26 protein-coding genes are annotated in these 21,552 nt (G+C 54.0%); 25 read left to right on the top strand and 1 reads right to left on the bottom strand.

What is annotated here, in order from left to right; all coding sequences use genetic code 11:
• Window positions 1-17 precede the first annotated feature (17 nt).
• From prsW to rpsA, 8 genes are all read left to right on the top strand, one after another.
• Window positions 18-695, top strand: coding sequence for a glutamic-type intramembrane protease PrsW (gene prsW, locus QWV57_RS11395; RefSeq protein ID WP_015375279.1), 678 nt, complete (start codon window positions 18-20; stop codon window positions 693-695).
• 91 nt (window positions 696-786) lie between these two features.
• Window positions 787-1,581 carry a spore cortex-lytic enzyme gene (gene sleB, locus QWV57_RS11390; protein WP_015375278.1) on the top strand — a complete coding sequence of 265 codons (795 nt, stop codon included), beginning with the start codon at window positions 787-789 and terminating at the stop codon, window positions 1,579-1,581.
• 15 nt (window positions 1,582-1,596) lie between these two features.
• Complete coding sequence (ypeB, locus tag QWV57_RS11385; protein ID WP_060788375.1) at window positions 1,597-2,940, top strand: germination protein YpeB; 1,344 nt, start codon at window positions 1,597-1,599, stop codon at window positions 2,938-2,940.
• A gap of 154 nt (window positions 2,941-3,094) precedes the next feature.
• Window positions 3,095-3,763, top strand: coding sequence for a flagellar brake protein (locus tag QWV57_RS11380; RefSeq protein WP_013144878.1), 669 nt, complete (start codon window positions 3,095-3,097; stop codon window positions 3,761-3,763).
• 52 nt (window positions 3,764-3,815) lie between these two features.
• Window positions 3,816-3,995 carry a YpfB family protein gene (locus QWV57_RS11375; protein ID WP_020754079.1) on the top strand — a complete coding sequence of 60 codons (180 nt, stop codon included), beginning with the start codon at window positions 3,816-3,818 and terminating at the stop codon, window positions 3,993-3,995.
• A 98-nt stretch (window positions 3,996-4,093) separates the two neighbouring features.
• A complete protein-coding gene (cmk, locus tag QWV57_RS11370; protein ID WP_033004840.1) occupies window positions 4,094-4,768 on the top strand; it encodes a (d)CMP kinase in 675 nt (224 codons plus the stop codon).
• Window positions 4,765-5,358 (top strand): lysophospholipid acyltransferase family protein, encoded by a 594-nt coding sequence (locus QWV57_RS11365; RefSeq protein ID WP_053414682.1) that lies wholly within the window; start codon window positions 4,765-4,767, stop codon window positions 5,356-5,358. Before cmk ends, QWV57_RS11365 begins: the two co-directional genes overlap by 4 nt.
• 179 nt (window positions 5,359-5,537) lie before the next feature.
• Window positions 5,538-6,701 (top strand): 30S ribosomal protein S1, encoded by a 1,164-nt coding sequence (rpsA, locus tag QWV57_RS11360; RefSeq protein WP_081132666.1) that lies wholly within the window; start codon window positions 5,538-5,540, stop codon window positions 6,699-6,701.
• A gap of 177 nt (window positions 6,702-6,878) precedes the next feature.
• Here rpsA and QWV57_RS11355 read toward each other — a convergent pair whose 3' ends face one another.
• The gene (locus tag QWV57_RS11355; protein WP_013144883.1) at window positions 6,879-7,013 is read right to left on the bottom strand and encodes a YpzI family protein; all 135 of its coding nucleotides are present in this window, start codon (window positions 7,011-7,013) and stop codon (window positions 6,879-6,881) included.
• 125 nt (window positions 7,014-7,138) lie between these two features.
• Between QWV57_RS11355 and QWV57_RS11350 the strand changes: the two genes are divergently transcribed.
• From QWV57_RS11350 to aroC, 17 genes are all read left to right on the top strand, one after another.
• Entirely contained in the window at window positions 7,139-7,735 is a 597-nt protein-coding gene (locus QWV57_RS11350) for a YphA family membrane protein (RefSeq protein ID WP_033004841.1), read from the top strand.
• Window positions 7,732-8,634, top strand: coding sequence for a YIEGIA family protein (locus QWV57_RS11345; RefSeq protein ID WP_020754085.1), 903 nt, complete (start codon window positions 7,732-7,734; stop codon window positions 8,632-8,634). The genes QWV57_RS11350 and QWV57_RS11345 overlap by 4 nt, the downstream gene beginning before the upstream one ends.
• The gene (locus QWV57_RS11340; RefSeq protein ID WP_020754086.1) at window positions 8,624-8,809 is read left to right on the top strand and encodes a capping complex subunit for YIEGIA; all 186 of its coding nucleotides are present in this window, start codon (window positions 8,624-8,626) and stop codon (window positions 8,807-8,809) included. Before QWV57_RS11345 ends, QWV57_RS11340 begins: the two co-directional genes overlap by 11 nt.
• A gap of 208 nt (window positions 8,810-9,017) precedes the next feature.
• Window positions 9,018-10,328: a ribosome biogenesis GTPase Der gene (gene der / locus QWV57_RS11335; RefSeq protein WP_013144887.1), complete on the top strand. Its 1,311-nt coding sequence runs from the start codon at window positions 9,018-9,020 to the stop codon at window positions 10,326-10,328.
• 209 nt (window positions 10,329-10,537) lie between these two features.
• On the top strand, window positions 10,538-11,572 hold the full coding sequence (locus QWV57_RS11330; protein ID WP_020756800.1) for an NAD(P)H-dependent glycerol-3-phosphate dehydrogenase: 1,035 nt from the start codon (window positions 10,538-10,540) through the stop codon (window positions 11,570-11,572).
• A 180-nt stretch (window positions 11,573-11,752) separates the two neighbouring features.
• A complete protein-coding gene (locus QWV57_RS11325) occupies window positions 11,753-11,956 on the top strand; it encodes a DUF2768 domain-containing protein (protein ID WP_011231703.1) in 204 nt (67 codons plus the stop codon).
• A 17-nt stretch (window positions 11,957-11,973) separates the two neighbouring features.
• Complete coding sequence (locus QWV57_RS11320) at window positions 11,974-12,696, top strand: YphF family lipoprotein (protein ID WP_011231702.1); 723 nt, start codon at window positions 11,974-11,976, stop codon at window positions 12,694-12,696.
• A gap of 156 nt (window positions 12,697-12,852) precedes the next feature.
• Window positions 12,853-14,331 (top strand): stage IV sporulation protein A, encoded by a 1,479-nt coding sequence (gene spoIVA, locus QWV57_RS11315; RefSeq protein WP_011231701.1) that lies wholly within the window; start codon window positions 12,853-12,855, stop codon window positions 14,329-14,331.
• Between the two features lie 774 nt (window positions 14,332-15,105).
• Complete coding sequence (locus QWV57_RS11310; protein WP_008879623.1) at window positions 15,106-15,378, top strand: HU family DNA-binding protein; 273 nt, start codon at window positions 15,106-15,108, stop codon at window positions 15,376-15,378.
• A gap of 128 nt (window positions 15,379-15,506) precedes the next feature.
• Entirely contained in the window at window positions 15,507-16,073 is a 567-nt protein-coding gene (folE, locus tag QWV57_RS11305) for a GTP cyclohydrolase I FolE (protein ID WP_013144889.1), read from the top strand.
• Window positions 16,074-16,085: 12 nt separating this feature from the next.
• A complete protein-coding gene (mtrB, locus tag QWV57_RS11300) occupies window positions 16,086-16,310 on the top strand; it encodes a trp RNA-binding attenuation protein MtrB (protein ID WP_011231698.1) in 225 nt (74 codons plus the stop codon).
• A gap of 115 nt (window positions 16,311-16,425) precedes the next feature.
• Window positions 16,426-17,205 carry a heptaprenyl diphosphate synthase component 1 gene (locus tag QWV57_RS11295; RefSeq protein ID WP_081132682.1) on the top strand — a complete coding sequence of 260 codons (780 nt, stop codon included), beginning with the start codon at window positions 16,426-16,428 and terminating at the stop codon, window positions 17,203-17,205.
• A 4-nt stretch (window positions 17,206-17,209) separates the two neighbouring features.
• On the top strand, window positions 17,210-17,914 hold the full coding sequence (gene menG, locus QWV57_RS11290; protein WP_015375273.1) for a demethylmenaquinone methyltransferase: 705 nt from the start codon (window positions 17,210-17,212) through the stop codon (window positions 17,912-17,914).
• Window positions 17,915-17,929: 15 nt separating this feature from the next.
• A complete protein-coding gene (gene hepT / locus QWV57_RS11285; RefSeq protein WP_129447306.1) occupies window positions 17,930-18,892 on the top strand; it encodes a heptaprenyl diphosphate synthase component II in 963 nt (320 codons plus the stop codon).
• 98 nt (window positions 18,893-18,990) lie between these two features.
• Window positions 18,991-19,440 carry a nucleoside-diphosphate kinase gene (ndk, locus tag QWV57_RS11280; protein ID WP_013524132.1) on the top strand — a complete coding sequence of 150 codons (450 nt, stop codon included), beginning with the start codon at window positions 18,991-18,993 and terminating at the stop codon, window positions 19,438-19,440.
• A gap of 72 nt (window positions 19,441-19,512) precedes the next feature.
• On the top strand, window positions 19,513-20,283 hold the full coding sequence (locus tag QWV57_RS11275) for a CheR family methyltransferase (protein ID WP_015375271.1): 771 nt from the start codon (window positions 19,513-19,515) through the stop codon (window positions 20,281-20,283).
• 100 nt (window positions 20,284-20,383) lie between these two features.
• Window positions 20,384-21,550, top strand: coding sequence for a chorismate synthase (gene aroC / locus QWV57_RS11270; RefSeq protein ID WP_011231692.1), 1,167 nt, complete (start codon window positions 20,384-20,386; stop codon window positions 21,548-21,550).
• Window positions 21,551-21,552 lie beyond the last annotated feature (2 nt).

The following is a 21,552-nucleotide window of genomic DNA, read 5'->3' as shown; positions in this document are numbered from 1 at the left end:
AGAAACGGGGATCGAGGATGTTTTCGTTGATTTCCGCCGGCGTCGCCCCCGGGGTGGCGCTGCTTAGTTATTTTTATTTAAAGGACGAGTATGAAGCTGAGCCGCTTTCGTTTGTGTTGCGCATGTTTTTGTTCGGCGTCTTGCTTGTGTTTCCGATCATGTTCATCCAATACGTGCTGTCGGCAGAAGGGATCGTCGCGTCGCCGGCAGCCGAGGCGTTTCTTTCCGCTGCGCTCCTTGAGGAGTTTGTCAAATGGTTTGTCGTTTATTTTTTTGTGTATGACCACGACGAATTTGACGAGCCGTATGACGGCATTGTGTACAGCGCCAGCGTCTCGCTTGGATTCGCGACGCTGGAAAACATTTTGTACTTGTTGGCCAACGGAGTGGAGACGGCCATTGCCCGGGCGCTTTTGCCGGTGTCCAGTCATGCGCTCTTTTCCGTCATCATGGGGTTTTATTTCGGCAAGGCGAAGTTTGCCGTAAAAAAGCGCCGCTATTATTTATGGGCGTCGTTTTTGTTGCCGTTTTTCCTTCATGGCGTCTATGACTGGCTGCTGCTCGCCAAAGAGCGTTGGGGCTATTACATGGGTTTGTTTATGCTCGCCTTATGGTGGGCGGCGTTGCGCAAAGTAAAACAAGCGAAAGGATACGCCCGCCCTCAAGCGGTGCCGCCTGTGAAAAGCCAAGCGTAAAAGCTTTGGCTTTTTTCTTTTTTTCGCATAAAAAAGGGAAACGGAAGGAAAATAGGGGTAAAAACGGTGATTGTTGACGGGAGGTTCACATATGGCAAGAAAATGGGTTCTATTCATCGCATTGGCTGTTTGGACATGCATTTACCCATCAGGCCATGCTTTCGCGTTTTCCCCGCAAGTGATTCAGCGTGGAGCAGTTGGCGATGATGTCATTGAACTGCAGGCGCGGCTGCAATACCTTGGGTTTTACAACGGCAAAATTGACGGCGTGTTTGGCTGGCGAACGTATTGGGCGCTGCGCAATTTCCAATACGAATACGGCTTGCCGGTCGATGGACTAGCCGGATCGGAGACGAAACGGAAGCTTGTGAACGCTTCAAAATATTACGAGCAGTTTGTGAAAGAGCAAATCCGCCAAGGAAACGATTTCACCCATTACGGCGGCATTCCGCTCAGCCAGCAGGTGAAAAAACGCGGCGGAGGCGGCGGGCGAACGGTGAAAACGACAGCATCCAATGTGCCGAAAGGGTTTTCGCAAAACGACATTCGGCTCATGGCGAACGCTGTCTACGGCGAGGCGCGCGGCGAGCCGTACATCGGGCAAGTGGCGGTTGCCGCCGTTATTTTAAATCGGCTGGAGCATCCGTCGTTTCCGGATACGGTCGCTGGGGTGATTTTTCAGCCCGGCGCGTTTACCGCGGTCGCCGATGGGCAAATTTGGCTGACGCCGAATGAAACGGCGAAAAAAGCGGTGTTGGATGCGATCAACGGCTGGGACCCGACCGGCGGAGCGATTTACTACTTTAACCCAGCCACGGCGACGAGCGCTTGGATTTGGAGCCGCCCGCAAATCAAGCGGATTGGAAACCATATTTTTTGCAAATAAAAGGAGGGAGACGAGATGGTGCGAAACTTACTGATTGCAGCGCTTGTCGTCGCTGTCGTCGGCACTGGCTACTGGGGCTACCGCGAGCATCAGGAAAAAAACGCGATCTTAATTCATGCGGAAAACAATTACCAGCGCGCGTTTCACGATTTAGCCTATCAGATCGATTTGCTGCATGACAAGCTTGGAGCGACGCTGGCAATGAATTCGCACGCTTCATTGTCGCCGGCGCTCGCCGAAGTGTGGAAAATCGCGTCTGAAGCCCATTCTGATGTCGGCCAACTGCCGCTGTCTCTTTTGCCGTTTAACAAGACGCAAGAGTTTTTATCGAAAATCGGCGAGTTCAGCTACCGGACGGCCGTGCGCGATTTGGAAAAAGAACCATTGACGAAAGAAGAGTATAAGACGCTCGAGGCGCTGTACAAAAGCGCTGGCGCGATCCGCCAAGAGTTGCGCAACGTGCAGCATTTAGTGCTGGAAAACAATTTGCGCTGGATGGACGTCGAACTGGCGCTGGCGACGAACGACGAAAAAGGCGACAACATCATTATTGACGGCTTGAAAGCAGTGGAGAAAAATGTTGATACATTCTCAAGTTCGTCCGAGTTCGGCCCGTCGTTCATCGGCCTCGCCAATGAGGAAAAAGGCTTTGTCCGCGCGAAAGGGCGCCCGATTTCCAAAGACGAGGCGAAACGGATCGCCCGCGAGTTTCTCGGCTTAAAAGGAACAGAGAAAATCAAGGTGACGGACAGCGGCAATGGGGCGGATGAGCGTTTTTACAGTTTAACGATTCACGATCCGAAAACAAAGGGCGACATTTATATGGATGTGACGAAAAACGGCGGATATCCGATTTGGGCGTTAAACAGCCGGCCAATCGGCAAGCCGAAGATCAGCTTGCATGAGGCGGCCAACCGTGGGATGGCGTTTTTGCGACGGCATCAATTCACCGGCTTTGAATTGTACGACAGCACGCAATACGATAATGTCGCCGTGCTGACATTTGTCAAAAGCGAAAACGGCGTCCGCATTTACCCGGAAGCGATCCAAATGAAAGTGGCGCTTGACAACGGCCATGTCGTCGGCTTTACGGCGCGCGACTATTTGTCATCGTCCATTCCGCGTCCGTTGCCCAAACCGACGCTCACCGTCGAGGCGGTGAAGAAAAAGGTAAACCCACATTTGAAAGTGATGGAAGAGCGCCAGGCGGTCATTATGAACGATTTGCAAAAACCGGTGCTTTGCTATGAGTTTTTAGGAACGCTTGGCGATGAAACGTATCAACTGTTCATTAACGCCGCAACCGGCCTTGAAGAAAAAGTCGAGAAGCTTGAAAGCGTGGAGCCGAATTACAGATGAAAACAAAGGGAGGAAAAGCTGGGGCTGTCGGCTTTTCCTCTTTTTTTGGTCAAAGGCAGCCGGACGGTATGGTATAATCGTCATGGGACATCATGCGGGTCAGCGAAACGATCGCCGGTTCGGCAGCTGACTGAAAAGGGGAAAAGGAACCATGATGATCAAAATCGGAGATTCGATCCGGCTTGAGCCGTCGGACGGCTCAGCGCGGCAATACCGAAGCAAAGCGCTCGCCGTTGCTGACGGGGCGGTTCATATCAGCTATCCGATCGATGAACAGAGTGGAAAAACCGTTTATTTGTTGAACGGGATGCAGTTTAAAGCGACTTTTGTCGGGCAAGACGGCGGTTTATACATGTTTGATACCGAAGTGAAGGGAAAAATCCGCGATCCGTTGCCGATGGTCGTCTTGGCTTACCCGGGCGAGGAATACGTCGTGCGCATCCAGCGCCGCCGTTATGTGCGGGTGAAAGCGAATGTCGATGCGGCCGTCCATCCGTCTGACAGCGAGTTCGCTCCGTTTGTGACGATGACGGTGGATATCAGCGCCGGCGGCGCCGCCCTCCTTGTGCCGCCGGCGCACGCTCCGCTTCTTCGCCCCGGCATGGCGGTCGAGCTTTGGCTCGTGTTGGCGATGCGCTCCGGCGAATACCATTACGTGCAAACGAAGGCGTCGATTGTGCGCATGGCTGATGACGAGCGCGGCATGGCGAAAATGTCGGTGGAGTTCACAGACCTCGCCCCCCAAGACCGCGTCCGGCTCATTCGCTACAGCTTTGAACGGCAGCTTGAGGAGAGAAAATGGGAGAACGAACAGAATAAATGAGCTGGGCGCGTGGAATACTGCTAGAAAAAATGGGAAGCAGGAGGCTTGCGCCATGAAACGGATCGAACAGCTGTTGTGGAAGCTTGTCGTCATCCAGGCGATTTGTTTGCTAGTCGCCCAATGGCTTGTGTTGTACACGAAAGCGCCCTTGTATATCGGCAAGGTGTACGAATACGAAGGGGTAGCCAAGCCGGAAAAAACGAAAACAGTTGAAACGGCCGTCGACCGTTGACGGCGGATATGGTACAATGAACATGGAAACATGCAGGGTTTTCCTGCATTTTTCTTTGTGCACTCATCAAGCGATTTTCGGTAAAGCAGGAGGAAATGATGAAACGACGAATCAGCATCGCGATCGACGGACCCGCCGCGGCGGGAAAAAGCACGGTCGCCAAACGGATCGCTAGGCGGCTTTCCTACGTATACATCGATACCGGCGCCATGTATCGCGCGCTGACGTACCGGGCGCTTGCATGCGGCGTCGACATCCATGATGAGCAGGCGCTCCTGTCGCTGCTTCGCGATACATCGATTGAGTTGAAACCGTCGCCGCATGGACAGATCGTCCTAGTCAATGGCGACGATGTGACCGACATCATCCGCGGTGAGGCGGTGACGAATGCGGTGTCGCTTGTCGCGAAGCATCCGCTTGTGCGCGAGGAGATGGTCGCCCGCCAACGCGCCTTGGCGGAAGGGGGCGGCGTCGTCATGGACGGGCGCGATATCGGAACGCATGTGCTGCCGAACGCCGAAGTGAAAATTTTCCTGAAAGCGTCGGTCGAGGAGCGGGCGCGGCGCCGGCATGAGGAAAATCTTGCGCGCGGCTTTCCATCCGATCTTGAAAAGCTGAAAGAAGAGATCGCCCGCCGCGACCGGCTCGATTCGGAACGGGAGACAGCGCCGCTTCGCAAGGCGCCGGATGCGGTGGAAATCGATACGACATCGCTGTCGGTTGAGGAAGTGGTGGAGCGGATTATGGAGATTGTCAACGAAAGGATTGGATGACGGTGGACTTTTATTCATTCGCCAAGGGGATCGTCAAGGGAGTGCTCACCCCTTTTTACCGCATTCAAACGATCGGGATTGAACAATTTCCAAAGGAAGGCGGCGTGCTTCTTTGCGCCAACCATATCAGCAACCTAGATCCGCCGGTCATCGGCATTACGGCGCCGCGGCCGATTCGGTTTATGGCGAAAGAAGAGCTGTTTCGTGCTCCGGTCGTGAAAACGCTCGTCAAAAGCTTGCATGCCTTTCCTGTCAAGCGCGGCATGAACGACCGCCAGGCGCTGCGCACGGGGCTTGAGGTGCTGAAGCAAGGCGAAGTGCTCGGCATTTTTCCGGAAGGGACGCGCAGCAAAGACGGCCGGCTGAAAAAGGCGCTGCCCGGCGTTGGCTTTTTCGCTTTACGCACCGATGCCGCCGTTGTCCCGTGCGCCATTGTCGGCCCGTACCGTCCGTTTGTGCCGCTTAAGGTTGTGTACGGAGCGCCGGTCGATATGGCGCCGCTGCGCGCGCGGAAAGCGAGCCCAGAAGAAGCGGCCGATTACATTATGGATCATATCCGCCGGCTGCTGGAAGAGCATCAGCGGGCATGAAAGGAACAGGCTGTTTGAGGCATCCCTTCCGCCGCCTCAATGAGCATTATAGTACATGTTGATTGAGAAAATATGGTATACTAACTAGAAAAGCGTCCTTATTTTGCCGACAGCCGGCCGCGGCCTCGGCGCGAGGCGCGCTTTTGACAGTTGTCAGTCGATGAAGGAGGGTTTTTGCGATGACAGAAGAGATGAATGTGCAAGTCAATGTGTATGAAGTGGGCGATATCGTCCGCGGCAAAGTGGTGAAGCTTGAGGACAAGCAAGTGCTGGTCGAGGTGGAAAACAGCAAGCAAAGCGGCATCATTCCGATCAGCGAGCTGTCGAACTTGCATATTGAAAAACCGAGCGATGCCGTCGCTGTCGGCGATGAAGTGACGGCCAAAGTCAAAAAAGTGGAAGAAGGAAAAGACGGGGAAGAAGGGTTGCTCATTTTATCGAAAAGAGCGGTGGACGCCGAGCGGGCGTGGGAAGATCTTGAGCGCAAATTTGCAAGCGGCGAAACATTTGAAACAGTCATTAAAGACATCGTCAAAGGCGGTCTTGTCGCCGATGTCGGAGTGCGCGGCTTCATCCCGGCGTCGCTTGTCGAGCCGCATTACGTCGAAGATTTTTCCGATTATAAAGGAAAAACGCTCGCCGTGAAAGTCGTCGAGCTTGACCGCGAGAAAAACCGCGTCATTTTGTCGCATCGGGCGGTCGTTGAGGAAGAACAAGCGCGGCAGCAAAAAGAACTGCTCTCCCGCCTTGAGCCGGGGCAAGTGTTGGATGGCGTCGTCCGCCGCATTGCCGATTTCGGCGTCTTTGTCGATGTCGGCGGGTTTGATGGGCTCGTACATATTTCCCAGCTTTCCCATACGCGCGTCGCTCATCCGTCGGAAGTGGTGAAAGAAGGCGATGTGGTGAAAGTGAAAGTGTTGGCCGTCGATCCGGAGAACGGGCGCCTGTCGCTGTCGATCAAAGAAGCGCTGCCGGGCCCATGGGAAGGCCTCAGCGAAAAAGTGAAACCGGGTGATGTCGTCACCGGGACGGTGAAACGGCTCGCTTCGTTCGGCGCGTTTGTGGAAGTCTTCCCAGGCGTCGAAGGATTGGTGCATGTTTCGCAAATCGCCAACCGCCGCATCGGCTCGCCGCATGAAGTGCTGAAAGAAGGCGACGTGGTGAAGGCGAAAGTGCTCGACGTCAACGAAGCGGATCACCGCCTTTCCCTCAGCATCCGCGCGCTGCTTGAGGAAGAGGCGGCCGCGCCGGCCGAGGATTACAGCCAATACACAAGAACGTCGGAAACGCGCGGCTTTCAGCTCGGCGAAGTGATTGGCGAGCAGCTGAAAAAATTAAAGTAATGCAGAGCCGCAAGATCAACTAGCTGGCAAAACAAAGCGAAAGCTCCCTTCTGTCCGATGGCTTGAGCCATCTGGACGGAGGGAGCTTTTTTGCTTGATTCATTGCAACGGAATTGTGCGGCTGTTGCTCGCATCGGGACAAGGGCGGCCGCAAGGGAAGAGAAGGACCGCTTTTTCTTAATGGCGGTTCCGTTCCCGCGCTTCCTCCGGCGTGTCGAGCCGAGCCGCTCCTTTATAGGAGAGGGACTGATCCCGATCTGACTCGACGCGCCGCGATTGCTTCAGCTTTTTTTCCTGTCGATCTTTTCCCATTTCGCCATGGCTCCTTTCTGCTTCGGTACAGCGATCATTTTTACTATGAACGAATGCTGTTTTTTCTATACAGGAATGAACGTTCATAAAAGATGACATAATGAACATAATAAGGAGTGGAAAAGATGGAAGGAGCTTATTTTTATTTCTTTTTTTGGGCGTTATGGATTGCAGCGACATTTTTGATGAAAAAGACCGTCGAGCGGACGAAGCTGGCTGCATTTTCGCTTTTCATGATCAGTTCGGCCTCGATGACGGTGAAGATCAGTCCCATTCATATGGCGGCGTCCTTTTTTGTGCTTTTTTTCTTCTCTTGTTACGCGGCGGTCACACAGCGGCCATGCGGATGGCTGCGGATGGCGCTGTCAGCGTCCGGCTTGGCGTTTGCCTATGCCGCTTTTCGTCTGCTTGCCTTGTTTGATCCGGTCTGGATTTGGCTTGATGGCCAATGGATGCTTGGCTGGTGGATGGCCTTGATCAGCAGTCTGTTCCACCGCCGCATATCCGCCCGCCTTCTTTGTCTGGCGCTCGGCGGCTGTCAAGGGGAAGTGGTGTACGCCATGTCTATCTTGCGCATGGCGCCGGGTTATGTGCTTGGGTCGTTTTCCTTTTTGGATGCGCTCGCCATTAGCGCATCATCTTTGCTCGTTTGGGAATCGATCCGCTTCTTCTCGCTGCAGCTTGAGGAAAAACGGCCTGTAAGGAGGACGAGGCAGCCGTGAACGAATACACGTTTCCGATTTTATACGGTGTTGCCGCTGGGGTGTTGACGCGGCTTTATTTGTTGCGCACCGATTACCGGCAATATCCGACGTATTTGCACGGTCGGACGATCCATATCGCCTTAGGGGCCATTGCCGCCGGCCTGGGAACGGTCGCCGTGCCGGCGATTATGGAAAAAGAGTTCGCAGCGATCACGTTTTTGGCCTTGGCCGCCTCACAATTTCGCGACGTACGCAATATGGAGCGCAATACGTTGAACGAGTTGGATCAGTATGAGCTGGTGCCGAGAGGAAAAACATACATCGAAGGCATCGCGATTGTGTTTGAAGGGCGGAACTATTTAGTCATTTTCGTCTCCTTTTTATCGACGCTCTTTTATTTAGTATGGGACATTTGGGCCGCGCTTGCCGCCAGTATCATCGGCCTTATGACGGCGCGGCGGTTTATGAGCGGAAGCCGGCTGAAAGACATTGCCGAGGTCCAATATGTCAAGCCGCATTTTGAAGGGGCAGGGCTGTATGTTGACAACATCTATATCATGAACATCGGCTTGCCGGCGCGGCGCGAAGAAATTTTGCGCTATGGAATGGGGTTTATTTTAACGCCGAAAAATTTCAACGCCCGCACGACGATCGCCAATCTTGGGCAGCGGCAGGCGATTTTGCATGATGTATCGACCGCCCTCGGCATTTACCGCGACTCGGGAACGCCGGCGCTCGTGCCGCTCGCCAAGCGCGATTTGAATGACGGACGCGTCGGCATTTTTATTTTGCCGCAAGTCGAGGATGTCGAGAAGGCGAAGGCTGTCATCGAAAACGTGCCGGTGCTTGAGAGCGCCATCCGCATGCCGAAGAAACGGCGTTGGAAGCGGAAGGGGTGGAGCGGCGATGACGCATGAAAAAATAATTTTGGCCGTCATTACGATGAACGGCGGGCGCGTCGCCGGCGGTGCGCCGATCTTTATTTGCCAAACGAAAGAGGAAATGGAACAGATCGCCGCGAATTTAGAGGCGATTTTGGATGGCATCGCCCATGAATTGAGCGAGGGGCTTCTTATTATCGTCAAACATTAGTTGTTGAGCGTTTCGCTTTTTGATAAAATAAAGCAGTTGTAGCCTACCCTGGTTCATCGCTAAAAGATGCACTTGATTGGCAAAAAGTCATTTCCTTCCTAGCCTCGCAGTCAAGTGCCCTTGGCGTTGATGGACCGATGCCCTTCCGAAAAGGGCGTTTTTTTTCAGCGACAAAGGTAAGGAGAAAACGAAGATAAAGGGTGGTAGCATGGCAAATCCAGTCGTGGCCATTGTCGGCCGTCCAAATGTAGGAAAATCGACGATTTTCAACCGCATTGTCGGGGAACGCATTTCCATCGTCGAAGACGTGCCTGGAGTGACGCGCGACCGCATTTACAGCCGAGCCGAATGGCTGAACCATTCGTTTTATTTGATCGATACCGGCGGCATTGACATTGGCGACGAGCCGCTGCTTGTGCAAATTCGCCAGCAGGCGGAAATCGCCATCGATGAGGCGGATGTCATCATCTTTATGACGAACGGCCGGGACGGTGTGACTGCGGCTGATGAAGAGGTGGCCAAGCTGCTCCGCCGGTCGAATAAGCCGGTTGTGCTCGCGGTGAACAAAATCGACAATCCGGAAATGCGTGATTTGATTTACGACTTTTACGCTCTGGGCTTTGGGGAGCCGTATCCGATTTCCGGAGCTCATGGGACAGGGCTTGGCGATTTGCTTGATGCTGTTGTCCGTCATTTTCCAAAGGGCGGTGGACAAGAGTATGAAGAAGACGTCATTAAGTTTTGCCTCATTGGCCGGCCGAATGTCGGCAAATCGTCGCTTGTCAACGCCATTTTAGGTGAGGAGCGGGTCATCGTCAGCGACATCGCCGGTACGACGAGGGACGCCGTCGACACCTCATTTGTGCGCGAAGGGCAGGAATATGTTATCATTGATACGGCAGGGATGCGCAAACGAGGAAAAATTTACGAAAGCACGGAAAAATATAGCGTCTTGCGCGCGTTAAGGGCCATTGAGCGCTCGGACGTCGTGCTTGTTGTGTTAAACGCTGAGGAAGGCATCATCGAGCAGGACAAAAAAATCGCCGGATACGCGCATGAAGCGGGTCGCGGTGTCATTTTGGTCGTCAATAAATGGGATGCGATTGAAAAGGACGACAAAACGATGGTCGAATTTGAGCGGAAGATTCGCGACCATTTTCCGTTTTTGGACTATGCGCCGATTTTGTTCGTATCGGCGAAAACGAAGCAGCGGCTGCATAAGCTCTTGCCGCTCGTCCGGCTTGTGAGCGACAATCATGCGATGCGCGTCCAGACAAATGTGCTCAATGAAGTCATCATGGATGCGGTGGCGATGAATCCGACGCCGACGCATAACGGGCGGCGTCTGAAAGTTTATTACATGACGCAAGTCGCCGTCAAACCGCCCACGTTTGTCGCGTTTGTCAACGACCCGGAACTGATGCATTTTTCATATGAACGGTTTTTGGAAAACCGCATCCGCGATGCATTCGGTTTTGAAGGCACGCCGATTAAAATCATCGCCCGCCCGCGGAAATAAGAAAAGCGGAGGCCGCGCGCCCATCAGCGACACGCGCTGCGGGGCCGGCGAAGAGGCTCGAACCAAGGAAAGCTTGGTTCTGCGTGGGTGGTGTCACAGGAGCGTAAGCCATGTGTCGCCGCCGCGAAAGTCGGACGAACAGGAGCGAAGAGGCGGCGCGATTGCTATTTTTCAAGGTTGCGACAATCGGATAAAGGAAGTGGAAAACGATGGAGAACATCGCCGTATTGGGGGCTGGAAGCTGGGGGACGGCGTTGGCGCTCGTGCTGGCTGACAATGGGCACCACGTCCGGCTCTGGGGTCATCGGACCGAGCAGATCAACGAAATCAACGAAAAGCGGACAAATGAAAAATATTTGCCAGGCGTTCGCCTGCCGGACGCCATTATCGGCTATGACGACCTTTGCGCTGCGCTTGACGACGTTGCGATCGTTGTGCTCGCCGTGCCGACGAAAGCGATCCGTACGGTGCTTGCGGACGTGCGCGCCTGCTTGGCCAAGCCGATCACCATTGTTGCCGTCAGCAAAGGAATCGAACCAGGGACGCATAAGCGGGTGTCGGAAATGGTCGCCGAGGAAATGGGGGAATGGCTTGCAGATGTTGTCGTTCTCTCCGGGCCGAGCCATGCCGAGGAAGTTGTGCTCCGCCACCCGACGACCGTGGCGGTATCGTCGCCCAATATGGAAGCGGCGCGCCGCATTCAAGACATCTTTATGAACCATCACTATTTTCGCGTGTATACGAACCCGGATTTAATCGGCGTCGAAGTCGGCGGGGCGCTGAAAAATATCATCGCCTTGGCCGCCGGCATCAGCGACGGGCTTGGCTACGGGGATAACGCCAAAGCGGCCCTCATTACGCGCGGGCTCGCCGAGATTGCCCGCCTCGGCTGCGCCCTCGGCGCCAATCCGTTGACATTCGCTGGTTTGACGGGAGTCGGCGATTTGATTGTCACGTGCACGAGCGCTCATTCCCGCAACTGGCGAGCCGGCTACATGCTTGGCCAAGGAAAAAAGCTGGACGAGGTGCTTGAGAGCATGGGGATGGTCGTCGAAGGGGTGCGAACGACAAAAGCCGCCTATGAGCTGGCGAAAGAGCTTGGTGTGAAGATGCCGATCACCGAAGCTCTCTATGACGTATTGTTTGCGGGAAAAGACCCGAAAGAGGCGGTCGATTCGCTCATGGCGCGCGGAAAAAAAGAAGAAATGGATGACTTAAACAACATTTTTGCCGAACAAGAATGATGAAAATAGGCCAATGGCGGTACAAGTCGTCTTCGTTCTGCATACAATATGGCGAACCATCATCGGCTTGAGCTTCCGGAAGGGTATGAGGGGATGCTGAAGTAAAGAAAGCCCCGCTTTACTTCAGCTTTTTTTTGCCAATGCTATAATGATAGTTGTCGAAAAAAAGGAGGAGCGTCCATGTCACCGGCGTTAGCGAAAATGTGGATCGCCATCGCCTCGATGGTGTTTATGTTTATTTCCGTCGGCTTCATTTACTTAAGCCGCTACAAAGTCAAGATGAAATGGCTTCGCTTTCTGTTGGCGCTCGTCGCCTACATTCTTTTGATTTTCGCCGGCATCATCATCATTTTCGTCGTATTCAGCGGACCGACACCGCAATAGGCAAAAAGGTGGGAAAGATGAAACGAATCGCTCGCTTGTTGTTGTCATGTATATGTTTGGCGCTGCTTTCCGGCTGCTTGTATCCACAAGAGCGGCTGAAACAAAACCAAATTCCTTACAAAGACCAAGTGGCGGCCGTCCAATCGGCGGTGGATGAGTACCGGAAGGCGACCGGCGGGCTTCTGCCGATTAAAACACGCGACATGAACACGCCGATGTATTTGAAGTATCCAGTCGATTTTCAAAAGCTCGTTCCCCGCTATATGCAGGAGCCGCCGGGAAACGCCTATGAAAGCGGGGGCGTCTTCCAGTATATGATCATCGATGCGGAAACGAACCCGACGGTCAAGCTGCTTGATCTGCGCTTAGCCGAACGCATCCGCGATCTGAAGCTGCGGCTTAGCATGTACACGGACAAGCATAAATATCCGCCGTTTCAAGACGTCGTTGCGCCGGGCGTATTTACGCTCGATTACAAAAAGCTCGGCTATAAAGAGCCGCCTTATGTCGTCAGCCCGTTTTCCGGCAACAACTTGCCGTTTGTCATCGACGGGAATGGAGAAATTTACATTGACTACCGTTCTGATTTGTATGCGGCGTTGAAAAAATATCCGCACCACTACAAGCCGGGTGACGATATTCGCCCGATTTTGACCGACCATTCGCTGTTTGTGCCGGCGTATTCGTTGCCCTATACGATCGACGCCAAGACGAATGAACCGATTTTTTTCACAAAATGAGTCATCTTCCCTTCTCTAGGAAAATACATTCTAGAGAAGGGATTTTTTCTATTTTAGTCATAACCGAATCGGACAACATCATATGCATATAGTGTCCGACTATGCTAGCTCATTCCACTGTTTCTTATAACGACCGAAGGACTGGAGGGGAGTCATTTGGAAAAGGTCGATATTTTTAAAGATATCGCCGAGCGGACCGGCGGCGACATTTATTTAGGGGTTGTCGGCGCCGTCCGCACCGGAAAATCGACGTTTATTAAACGGTTTATGGAGTTGGTCGTGATTCCGAACATTAAAAACGAAGCCGATAAAGCGCGCGCCCAAGATGAACTGCCGCAAAGCGCCGCCGGCAAGACGATCATGACGACAGAACCGAAGTTCGTGCCAAACCAGGCGGTGACGGTGAAAGTTGATGAGGGTCTTGAAGTCAACATCCGTCTTGTCGACTGCGTCGGCTACGCCGTGCCCGGCGCAAAAGGATATGAAGACGAAAACGGGCCGCGGATGATCCACACGCCTTGGTATGAAGAGCCGATCCCGTTCCAAGAGGCGGCGGAAATCGGGACAAGAAAAGTCATCCAAGAACATTCGACGATTGGAGTTGTCATTACGACGGACGGCACGATCGGGGAAATTCCGCGCCAAGACTATGTCGAAGCGGAAGAACGGGTCATTAGCGAGCTCAAAGAAGTCGGCAAGCCGTTCATTATGATCGTCAACACCGTTCGGCCACACCATCCGGAAACCGAGGCGCTTCGCCGCGAGCTCGCCGAAAAGTACGACATTCCGGTGCTCGCCATGAGCGTGGAAAGCATGCGCGAAGCCGACGTGTATAACGTGCTTCGCGAAGCATTATATGAATTCCCGGTGCTTGAAGTGAACGTCAACTTGCCGAGCTGGGTGATGGTGCTGCGCGAAGATCATTGGCTGCGCGAAAGCTACCAAGAAGCGGTGCGCGACACCGTCAAAGACATCAAACGGCTGCGCGACGTCGACCGGGTTGTGCAGCAGTTTGCCGAGTACGATTTCATCGAAAAAGCGGCGCTTGCCGGCATCGAAATGGGGCAAGGGATCGCCGAAATTGACTTGTATGCACCGGATGAGCTGTACGATCAAATTTTAAAAGAAATCGTCGGCGTCGAGATTCGCGGCAAAGACCATCTGCTTCAGCTCATGCAAGACTTCGCCCATGCGAAAGCGGAATATGACCAAATCGCCGACGCGCTGAAAATGGTCAAACAAACCGGCTACGGCATCGCTGCGCCCGCTTTGTCTGACATGAGTCTTGACGAACCGGAAATCATCCGCCAAGGGTCGCGCTTTGGCGTCCGTTTGAAAGCCGTTGCGCCGTCGATTCATATGATCAAAGTTGACGTCGAATCGGAGTTTGCCCCGATCATTGGCACGGAAAAGCAAAGCGAAGAGCTCGTCCGCTATTTAATGCAAGACTTCGAAGACGATCCGCTGTCGATTTGGAACTCTGACATTTTCGGCCGCTCGCTCAGCTCCATCGTCCGTGAAGGCATTCAGGCGAAACTCGCGCTCATGCCGGAAAACGCCCGCTACAAGCTGAAAGAAACGCTTGAGCGCATCATCAACGAAGGCTCTGGCGGCCTCATCGCGATTATTTTATAGAAAAGCGGAGGCCGCGCGCCAAGCTCCCGAGGCAAAATGTTCTCCGCCCGCAGAAGTGCTTGCACTTCGAGGGCGGAGGTTATTTTGCGGAAGGGAGCTAGCGGCCGCAGCTAGACAATAAGAAAAGCGGAGGCGCCGAGATTAGCTCTCGAAGCCAAATGTTCTTCACCCGCAGGGGGTGCTTGCACCCCGAGGGGGAAGGTTATTTGGCAGAAGAGAGCTAGGCGCCGCAGCTAGACAGAAAGAAAAGCGGAGGCCGCGCGCCAAGCTCCCGACAAGGGAGCTTTTTTGATGCCATTTTTTCAGTTGCTAAGTGGCAAAGGGAAAAAATCGCCAAAACCCTTGAGAAATCAGGATTGGCACTTGATTATGGGCATGGCGTTATGGTAATCTTTTATCTGAAATCGTTGTTTTGGTGAAATATGCCTAAAATTGGCCGTTTTTGCGAAAAAAGATGTTGAATTTCCGCGGTCAATTGGTTAAGATTAGGCATGTCACCGCCTGTTGGCGGGAAGAAGGCGGTTTTCCTCGCCCTTGGCTTCGTTTGCGCCCGGCGAAAACAGGAGGAGCCCAAACTGTTGGGAAGGGGCTTCAGCCGGCGGCATAGACGCATCTTAGGCGGACTGTCGCGGGGCAAACATAGAATGATTGGCTGCGCCGGCGCGGCGCGCGGGCCTTCTTGCCGCTGGAATTGGATGTCTATGTATAGAAAAGCAGAAAAGTGTGCACAAATGGTAGTAAACAAGACCAGCCCCTTGGGAGGAGGTGAATGGCATGAACAAAACGGAATTGATCAACGCAGTCGCTGAAACAAGCGGTCTTTCCAAAAAAGATGCGACAAAAGCCGTTGATGCGGTGTTTGATTCGATTACAGAAGCGCTGCGAAAAGGCGATAAAGTGCAATTAATCGGTTTTGGAAACTTTGAAGTGCGCGAGCGCGCCGCCCGGAAAGGACGCAACCCGCAAACGGGCGAAGAAATGGAAATTCCGGCAAGCAAAGTTCCTGCATTCAAACCGGGCAAAGCATTGAAAGATGCCGTCAAGTAAGCCTACATAGCAGGAGCGCAGGAGGGAAGGGCAGGTGATCCACCGGCCCTTCTTTTTTGTTTTTTTTGGCTCCCTATGCTAGAATCGGATTACATGCAGCTTTTATGATGCAGGAGGATGTTGTTTGTATGCCAGAGATCAATTTTGCGCAAATTGAATATGCGGTCCGCCTCATTCTTGAGGCGATCGGGGAAGATCCAAACCGCGAAGGGCTCGTCGATACGCCGAAGAGGGTGGCGAAAATGTATGCCGAGGTGTTCGCTGGGCTGCAGGAAGACCCGAAGCAACACTTTCAAACCGTATTCAGCGAGGAACATGAGGAGCTTGTGCTCGTCAAAGATATTCCGTTTTATTCGATGTGCGAACACCATTTAGTGCCGTTTTTTGGCGCTGCCCACGTCGCCTATATTCCGCGGGAAGGGAAAGTGACCGGGCTGAGCAAGCTCGCTCGAGCCGTTGAGGCGGTGGCGCGCCGCCCGCAGCTGCAAGAGCGCATCACGGCAACGATCGCTGATTCGATCGTCGAGGCGCTTGAGCCGCATGGGGTGATGGTCGTTGTTGAGGCGGAGCATATGTGCATGACGATGCGCGGGGTGAAAAAACCGGGAGCCAAAACAGTGACAACAGCGGTGCGCGGCGTGTTTGAAACAGATGCCAACGCCCGCGCTGAAGTGCTTTCGTTAATCAAAGCGTAAGGAGGGAAGAGGATGTACACAAACAGTGATTTTGTCGTCATTAAAGCGCTCGAAGACGGGGTGAACGTCATCGGGCTGACGCGCGGCGCGGACACAAGATTTCACCATTCGGAAAAGCTTGACAAAGGCGAAGTGTTGATTGCTCAGTTCACGGAACATACGTCGGCGATCAAAGTGAGAGGAAAAGCGTATATTCAAACGCGCCACGGTGTGGTTGAATCGGAAGGGAAAAAGTAAACCGGCAAATTTCTAGCAAACTAGAGCGTTTTCGACAAAATTATGTTATAATGGAGTCCGTCATGGCGGTGCGGATATTTTTTGGGGGACAAGGGTGAGAAGAGTGAATGACATCATGGTGAAATTGGCGTCATTGAAGGAACAAATCGAACGGCTGCTTGACCATTCGTATTTGCGCGCGCATGTGCCGGCGCCGGCTGTTGATGAAGACCGGCTGCTGCTTTCGCTGTCGATGATGATGGATGCTCCGGCGGCGCCAAATGAGCCGGACCGGTGCATCATCGCCATGATGCTCATGCAAATCGCCCTTGACACCCATGATCAGGTGACAGACCGCGGCGGCGATTTGCGGACGCGGCAGCTTGTCGTTTTGGCCGGCGACTTGTACAGCGGGCTTTATTACGACTTGCTGGCGCGCTCGGGCGATGTTGCGCTCATCCGTTTGTTCGCCGAAGCGGTCCGCGAGATGAATGAGCAAAAAGTGCGGCTGTATGAAAAAAAGGTGGAGCGGATCGAGACGCTGTTCGCCGCGGTCGGCACGATCGAGTCGGCGTTGCTTGCGAAGCTTGCCGAGCGCATCGGGGCGCCGCAATGGGGGGGATTTTCCGGCCATTACTTGCTGTTGCGGCGCTTGCTGCTTGAGCAGGAAGCGTTCGTCCGCACTGGGTCATCGATGCTGTTTGAGCAAATGGCGCATATCGCCTTTCCATGGGCCAAAGGGCTGACGAAAGAACAAAAGCGGCATTTGCTTCGCCTTTGCGAGCGTTATATTGACCATTGCAAGGAAGCGCTGCTGGCGGCGAATTTGCCGATGAACGACCTGCTGCGGTTTCGCATGGCGGAACTTGCCGGCGGATTTCAAGCCATCGTCAAAAAGTCGGTGGAAGAAGGGTAGAACGATGCATCAATCGAAAGAAGAGCGAGTCCATCGCGTATTTGAAAACATTTCTGCACATTATGACCGGATGAATTCTGTCATCAGCTTCCGCCGCCATTTGAAATGGCGCGAAGACGTCATGCGGAGGATGAATGTGCAAAAAGGGAAAAGGGCGCTCGACGTTTGCTGCGGAACGGCCGACTGGGCGATCGCGCTGGCTGAGGCGGTCGGGCCGGAGGGGGAAGTGTACGGCCTTGACTTCAGCGAAAACATGCTGAAAGTCGGCGAACAAAAGGTGAAGGCGCGCGGCCTCGGCAATGTCAAGCTCATTCACGGCAACGCCATGCAGCTGCCGTTTCCCGACAATTCGTTCGATTATGTGACGATCGGCTTTGGCTTGCGCAACGTTCCTGATTATATGACGGTGCTTAAGGAAATGCACCGCGTCACCAAGCCGGGCGGCATGACCGTCTGTCTGGAAACGTCGCAGCCGACGTTGTTTGGTTTCCGCCAGCTTTACTATTTTTATTTTCGGTTTATTATGCCGCTGTTTGGCAAGCTGTTGGCGAAAAGCTATGAGGAATACTCGTGGCTGCAGGAATCGGCGCGCGAATTTCCAGGGCGGGACGAGCTGGCCGAGATGTTCCGCGAAGCCGGTTTCGTCGATGTCGAGGTCAAACCGTACACGTTCGGCGTAGCGGCCATGCATTTAGGCTATAAACGATGAGTCAAGGTGAACACCATGAAGTTAAAGGCGATGTATTCGTTTTTAAGCGATGATTTGGCGGCGGTCGAAGAGGAGCTGGAGCGGACGGTCCGATCCGAATACGGGCCGCTCGGGGAAGCGGCGCTCCATTTATTGCAAGCGGGCGGAAAGCGCATCCGTCCCGTTTTTGTCTTGCTGTCCGCCCGCTTTGGCCATTATGATTTCGAACGGATTAAACATGTAGCCGTAGCGCTCGAACTCATCCATATGGCATCGCTCGTTCACGACGATGTCATCGATGACGCCGACGTGCGGCGCGGCCGGCCGACGATCAAGGCGAGATGGAGCAACCGCTTTGCCATGTATACAGGCGATTACCTCTTCGCCCGTTCGCTTGAGCGGATGGCGGAGCTTGACAGCCCCCGCGCTCATCAAGTGCTGGCGAAAACGATCGTTGAAGTGTGCCACGGGGAAATCGAGCAAATCAAGGATAAATACCGATTTGATCAGCCGCTTCGCACGTACTTGCGGCGCATCCGCCGAAAAACGGCGCTATTGATCGCCGCCAGCTGCCAGCTTGGCGCCCTTGCCGCCGGCGTGCCGGAGGCGGTGGCCAACCGGCTGTATTGGTTCGGCCATTACGTCGGCATGTCGTTTCAAATTACCGATGACATTCTCGATTTCACCGGCACGGAAGAGCAGCTCGGCAAGCCGGCCGGAAGCGACTTGCAGCAAGGAAACGTCACCCTCCCCGTGCTGTATGCCCTTTGTGATGAACAGGTGCGGGCAAAAATTACGGCCGTCAACGCGGACACGGATGCCGAGGAGATGGCGGCGGTGCTAGCGGCCATTAAACAGACAGACGCCATCGAACGATCGTATGCGCTAAGCGACCGCTATTTGGAAAAGGCGCTTCGCCTGCTTGGCGAGCTGCCGGCCAACGAAGCGCGCACGCTGCTTCATGATCTCGCCCTCTACATTGGGAAAAGGGATTATTAGCGCTTTCAAGGACGCTGTTGCCAACGGCGGAAAACAATGATACTATGATGGGTGGGAATCCGTTTCCCAGTACATACGACAGTAGAGGTGGAGAGCGAATGGCAGAACGGACATTCATCATGGTAAAACCGGACGGGGTTCAGCGCAATTTGATCGGCGAGATTGTCGCCCGTTTTGAAAAAAAAGGCTTCCAGCTTGTCGGCGCGAAGCTGATGCAAGTGTCGCGCGAACTCGCCGAGCAACATTACGCTGAACATAAGGAGCGCCCGTTTTTCGGCGAGCTTGTCGACTTTATCACCTCGGGGCCAGTGTTTGCCATGGTGTGGGAGGGCGAGAACGTGATCGCCGCCGCCCGGCAAATGATGGGGAAAACGAATCCGCAGGAGGCTGCTCCTGGCACGATCCGCGGCGATTTCGGCTTGACGGTCGGCAAAAACGTTATCCACGGCTCCGACTCGCCGCAAAGCGCCGAACGCGAAATCAGCTTGTTCTTTAAAGAAGAAGAGCTCGTCAGCTATTCGAAACAGATCAATGCATGGCTGTACTGATGCGAAGACCGGCCGCCATTCGGCCGGTTTTTGCCGTTTTTGTACATTGACAGGGGAGAGGGACAGGCGACGATGGACGATTATGCGCAGTTCATTGCCAAAGTAAAGCGAAAAACAGGCATTGACTTATCGCTATATAAGGAAGCCCAAATGAAGCGGCGTTTGGCGTCGTTGTACATGAAAAAAGGGCTAAAAAGCTTTGCCGAGCTGTTTGCAGCGATGGAGAAAGAGCCGGCGCTATGGCATGAATGCTTGGATCGGATGACGATCAACGTCTCGGAGTTTTACCGGAACGCCAAGCGTTGGGAGGTGCTTGAGCACACCATTTTGCCGCGGCTATTGGCGGAAAACCCGCGCCCGAACGTGTGGAGCGCTGCCTGCTCAACCGGCGAGGAGCCGTATACGCTCGCGATGGTGCTCGCAAAACGATTGCCGCTTCACCGCGTGTCGGTGTTGGCGACCGACATTGACGATAATGCGCTCGCCCGCGCGCGCCTCGGTTTGTACAGCGAACGGTCGCTTGTAGAGCTGCCCGAGGAAATGAGAAAAAAGTTTTTTACGAAAGAAGGCGAATATTATAAAATAGACGAAAAGATTAAACAAACGGTCAAGTTTCAAAAGCACAACTTGCTCGCAGATCCGTTTCCGCGCAACATGGATTTGATCGTCTGCCGCAACGTGCTCATTTATTTTACGGAAGAGGCGAAGCGGATGCTGTATCGCAAATTTCACGACGCGCTCCGGACGGGAGGCGTGCTGTTTGTCGGCAGCACCGAGCAGATTTTCAATCCCGGCCTGTACGGTTTTGAAGTCGAAGAGACGTTTTTTTACCGAAAAAAATAGCTCCGCGCCGGCTTCTTTTTTTCCTGAAACTATTTTCATTTTTCGAATTTATGATATATTTTTACTTAAACGCGTTAAAGACCTGAAGGGAGAGACAAACATGCGGTATTTGACGGCAGGGGAATCGCATGGGCCGCAATTGACGGCCATTTTGGAAGGAGTGCCGGCCGGGCTTGAGCTGCGCGCCGAGCACATCAATAAAGAGCTGGCGCGCCGGCAAAAAGGATACGGACGCGGCCGCCGCATGCAGATTGAAAAAGATGAAGTGAAAATCACAGGCGGCGTTCGGCACGGGAAAACGCTCGGCTCGCCGATTGCGCTCGTTGTCGAGAATCGTGATTTTAAACATTGGCAAACGATTATGGCGGTTGAGCCGATTGATGACGAAGCGGAAGTGAAGCGGAAAGTGACGCGTCCGCGCCCAGGGCATGCCGATTTAAACGGCGCCCTGAAATACGGACATCGCGATATGCGCAACGTGCTGGAGCGCTCGTCGGCGCGTGAAACGACGGTGCGCGTGGCGGCTGGAGCGGTGGCAAAACGCATTTTGGAGGAGGTCGGCATCCGCGTCGCCGGTCATGTCATCGAAATCGGCGGCGTGCGCGCAAAGAAGCTCGATTATCGTTCGCTTGAAGAATTGCAGGCAGTGACGGAAGAATCACCGGTGCGCTGCTTTGACCCGGAGGCGGGGCAAAAAATGATGGAAGCGATCGATTGGGCGAAGAAAAACGGTGATTCGATCGGCGGCATCGTTGAAGTGATCGTTGAAGGTGTTCCGGCCGGAGTGGGCAGCTACGTCCATTACGACCGAAAGCTTGATGCGAAAATCGCGGCCGCGATCGTCAGCATCAACGCGTTTAAAGGCGTTGAATTCGGGATCGGCTTTGAGGCGGCGCGCCGCCCGGGAAGCGAAGTGCACGATGAAATCATTTGGAGCCCAGAACAAGGCTTTTCGCGCCGGACGAACCGGGCGGGCGGCTTTGAAGGCGGGGTGACGACCGGGATGCCGATCGTCGTGCGCGGAGTGATGAAGCCGATCCCGACGCTGTACAAGCCGCTTCAAAGCGTGGATATCGAGACGAAAGAGCCGTTTGCGGCAAGCATTGAGCGATCGGACAGCTGCGCCGTGCCGGCGGCGAGCGTTGTCGCTGAGGCCGTTGTCGCCTGGGAAGTGGCGGCGGCGATCGTTGAGCAGTTTGGGCAGGATCGGATGGACTTGATTAAGGAAAATGTGGAACGCGCCCGCCGCTATGCAAAGGAGTTTTGACG

Source organism: Geobacillus zalihae, from assembly GCF_030414215.1.
GTDB lineage: Bacteria > Bacillota > Bacilli > Bacillales > Anoxybacillaceae > Geobacillus > Geobacillus zalihae.
The sequence above is the reverse complement of the archived record's forward strand: the minus strand, read 5'-3'. Positions and strand labels throughout refer to the sequence as shown.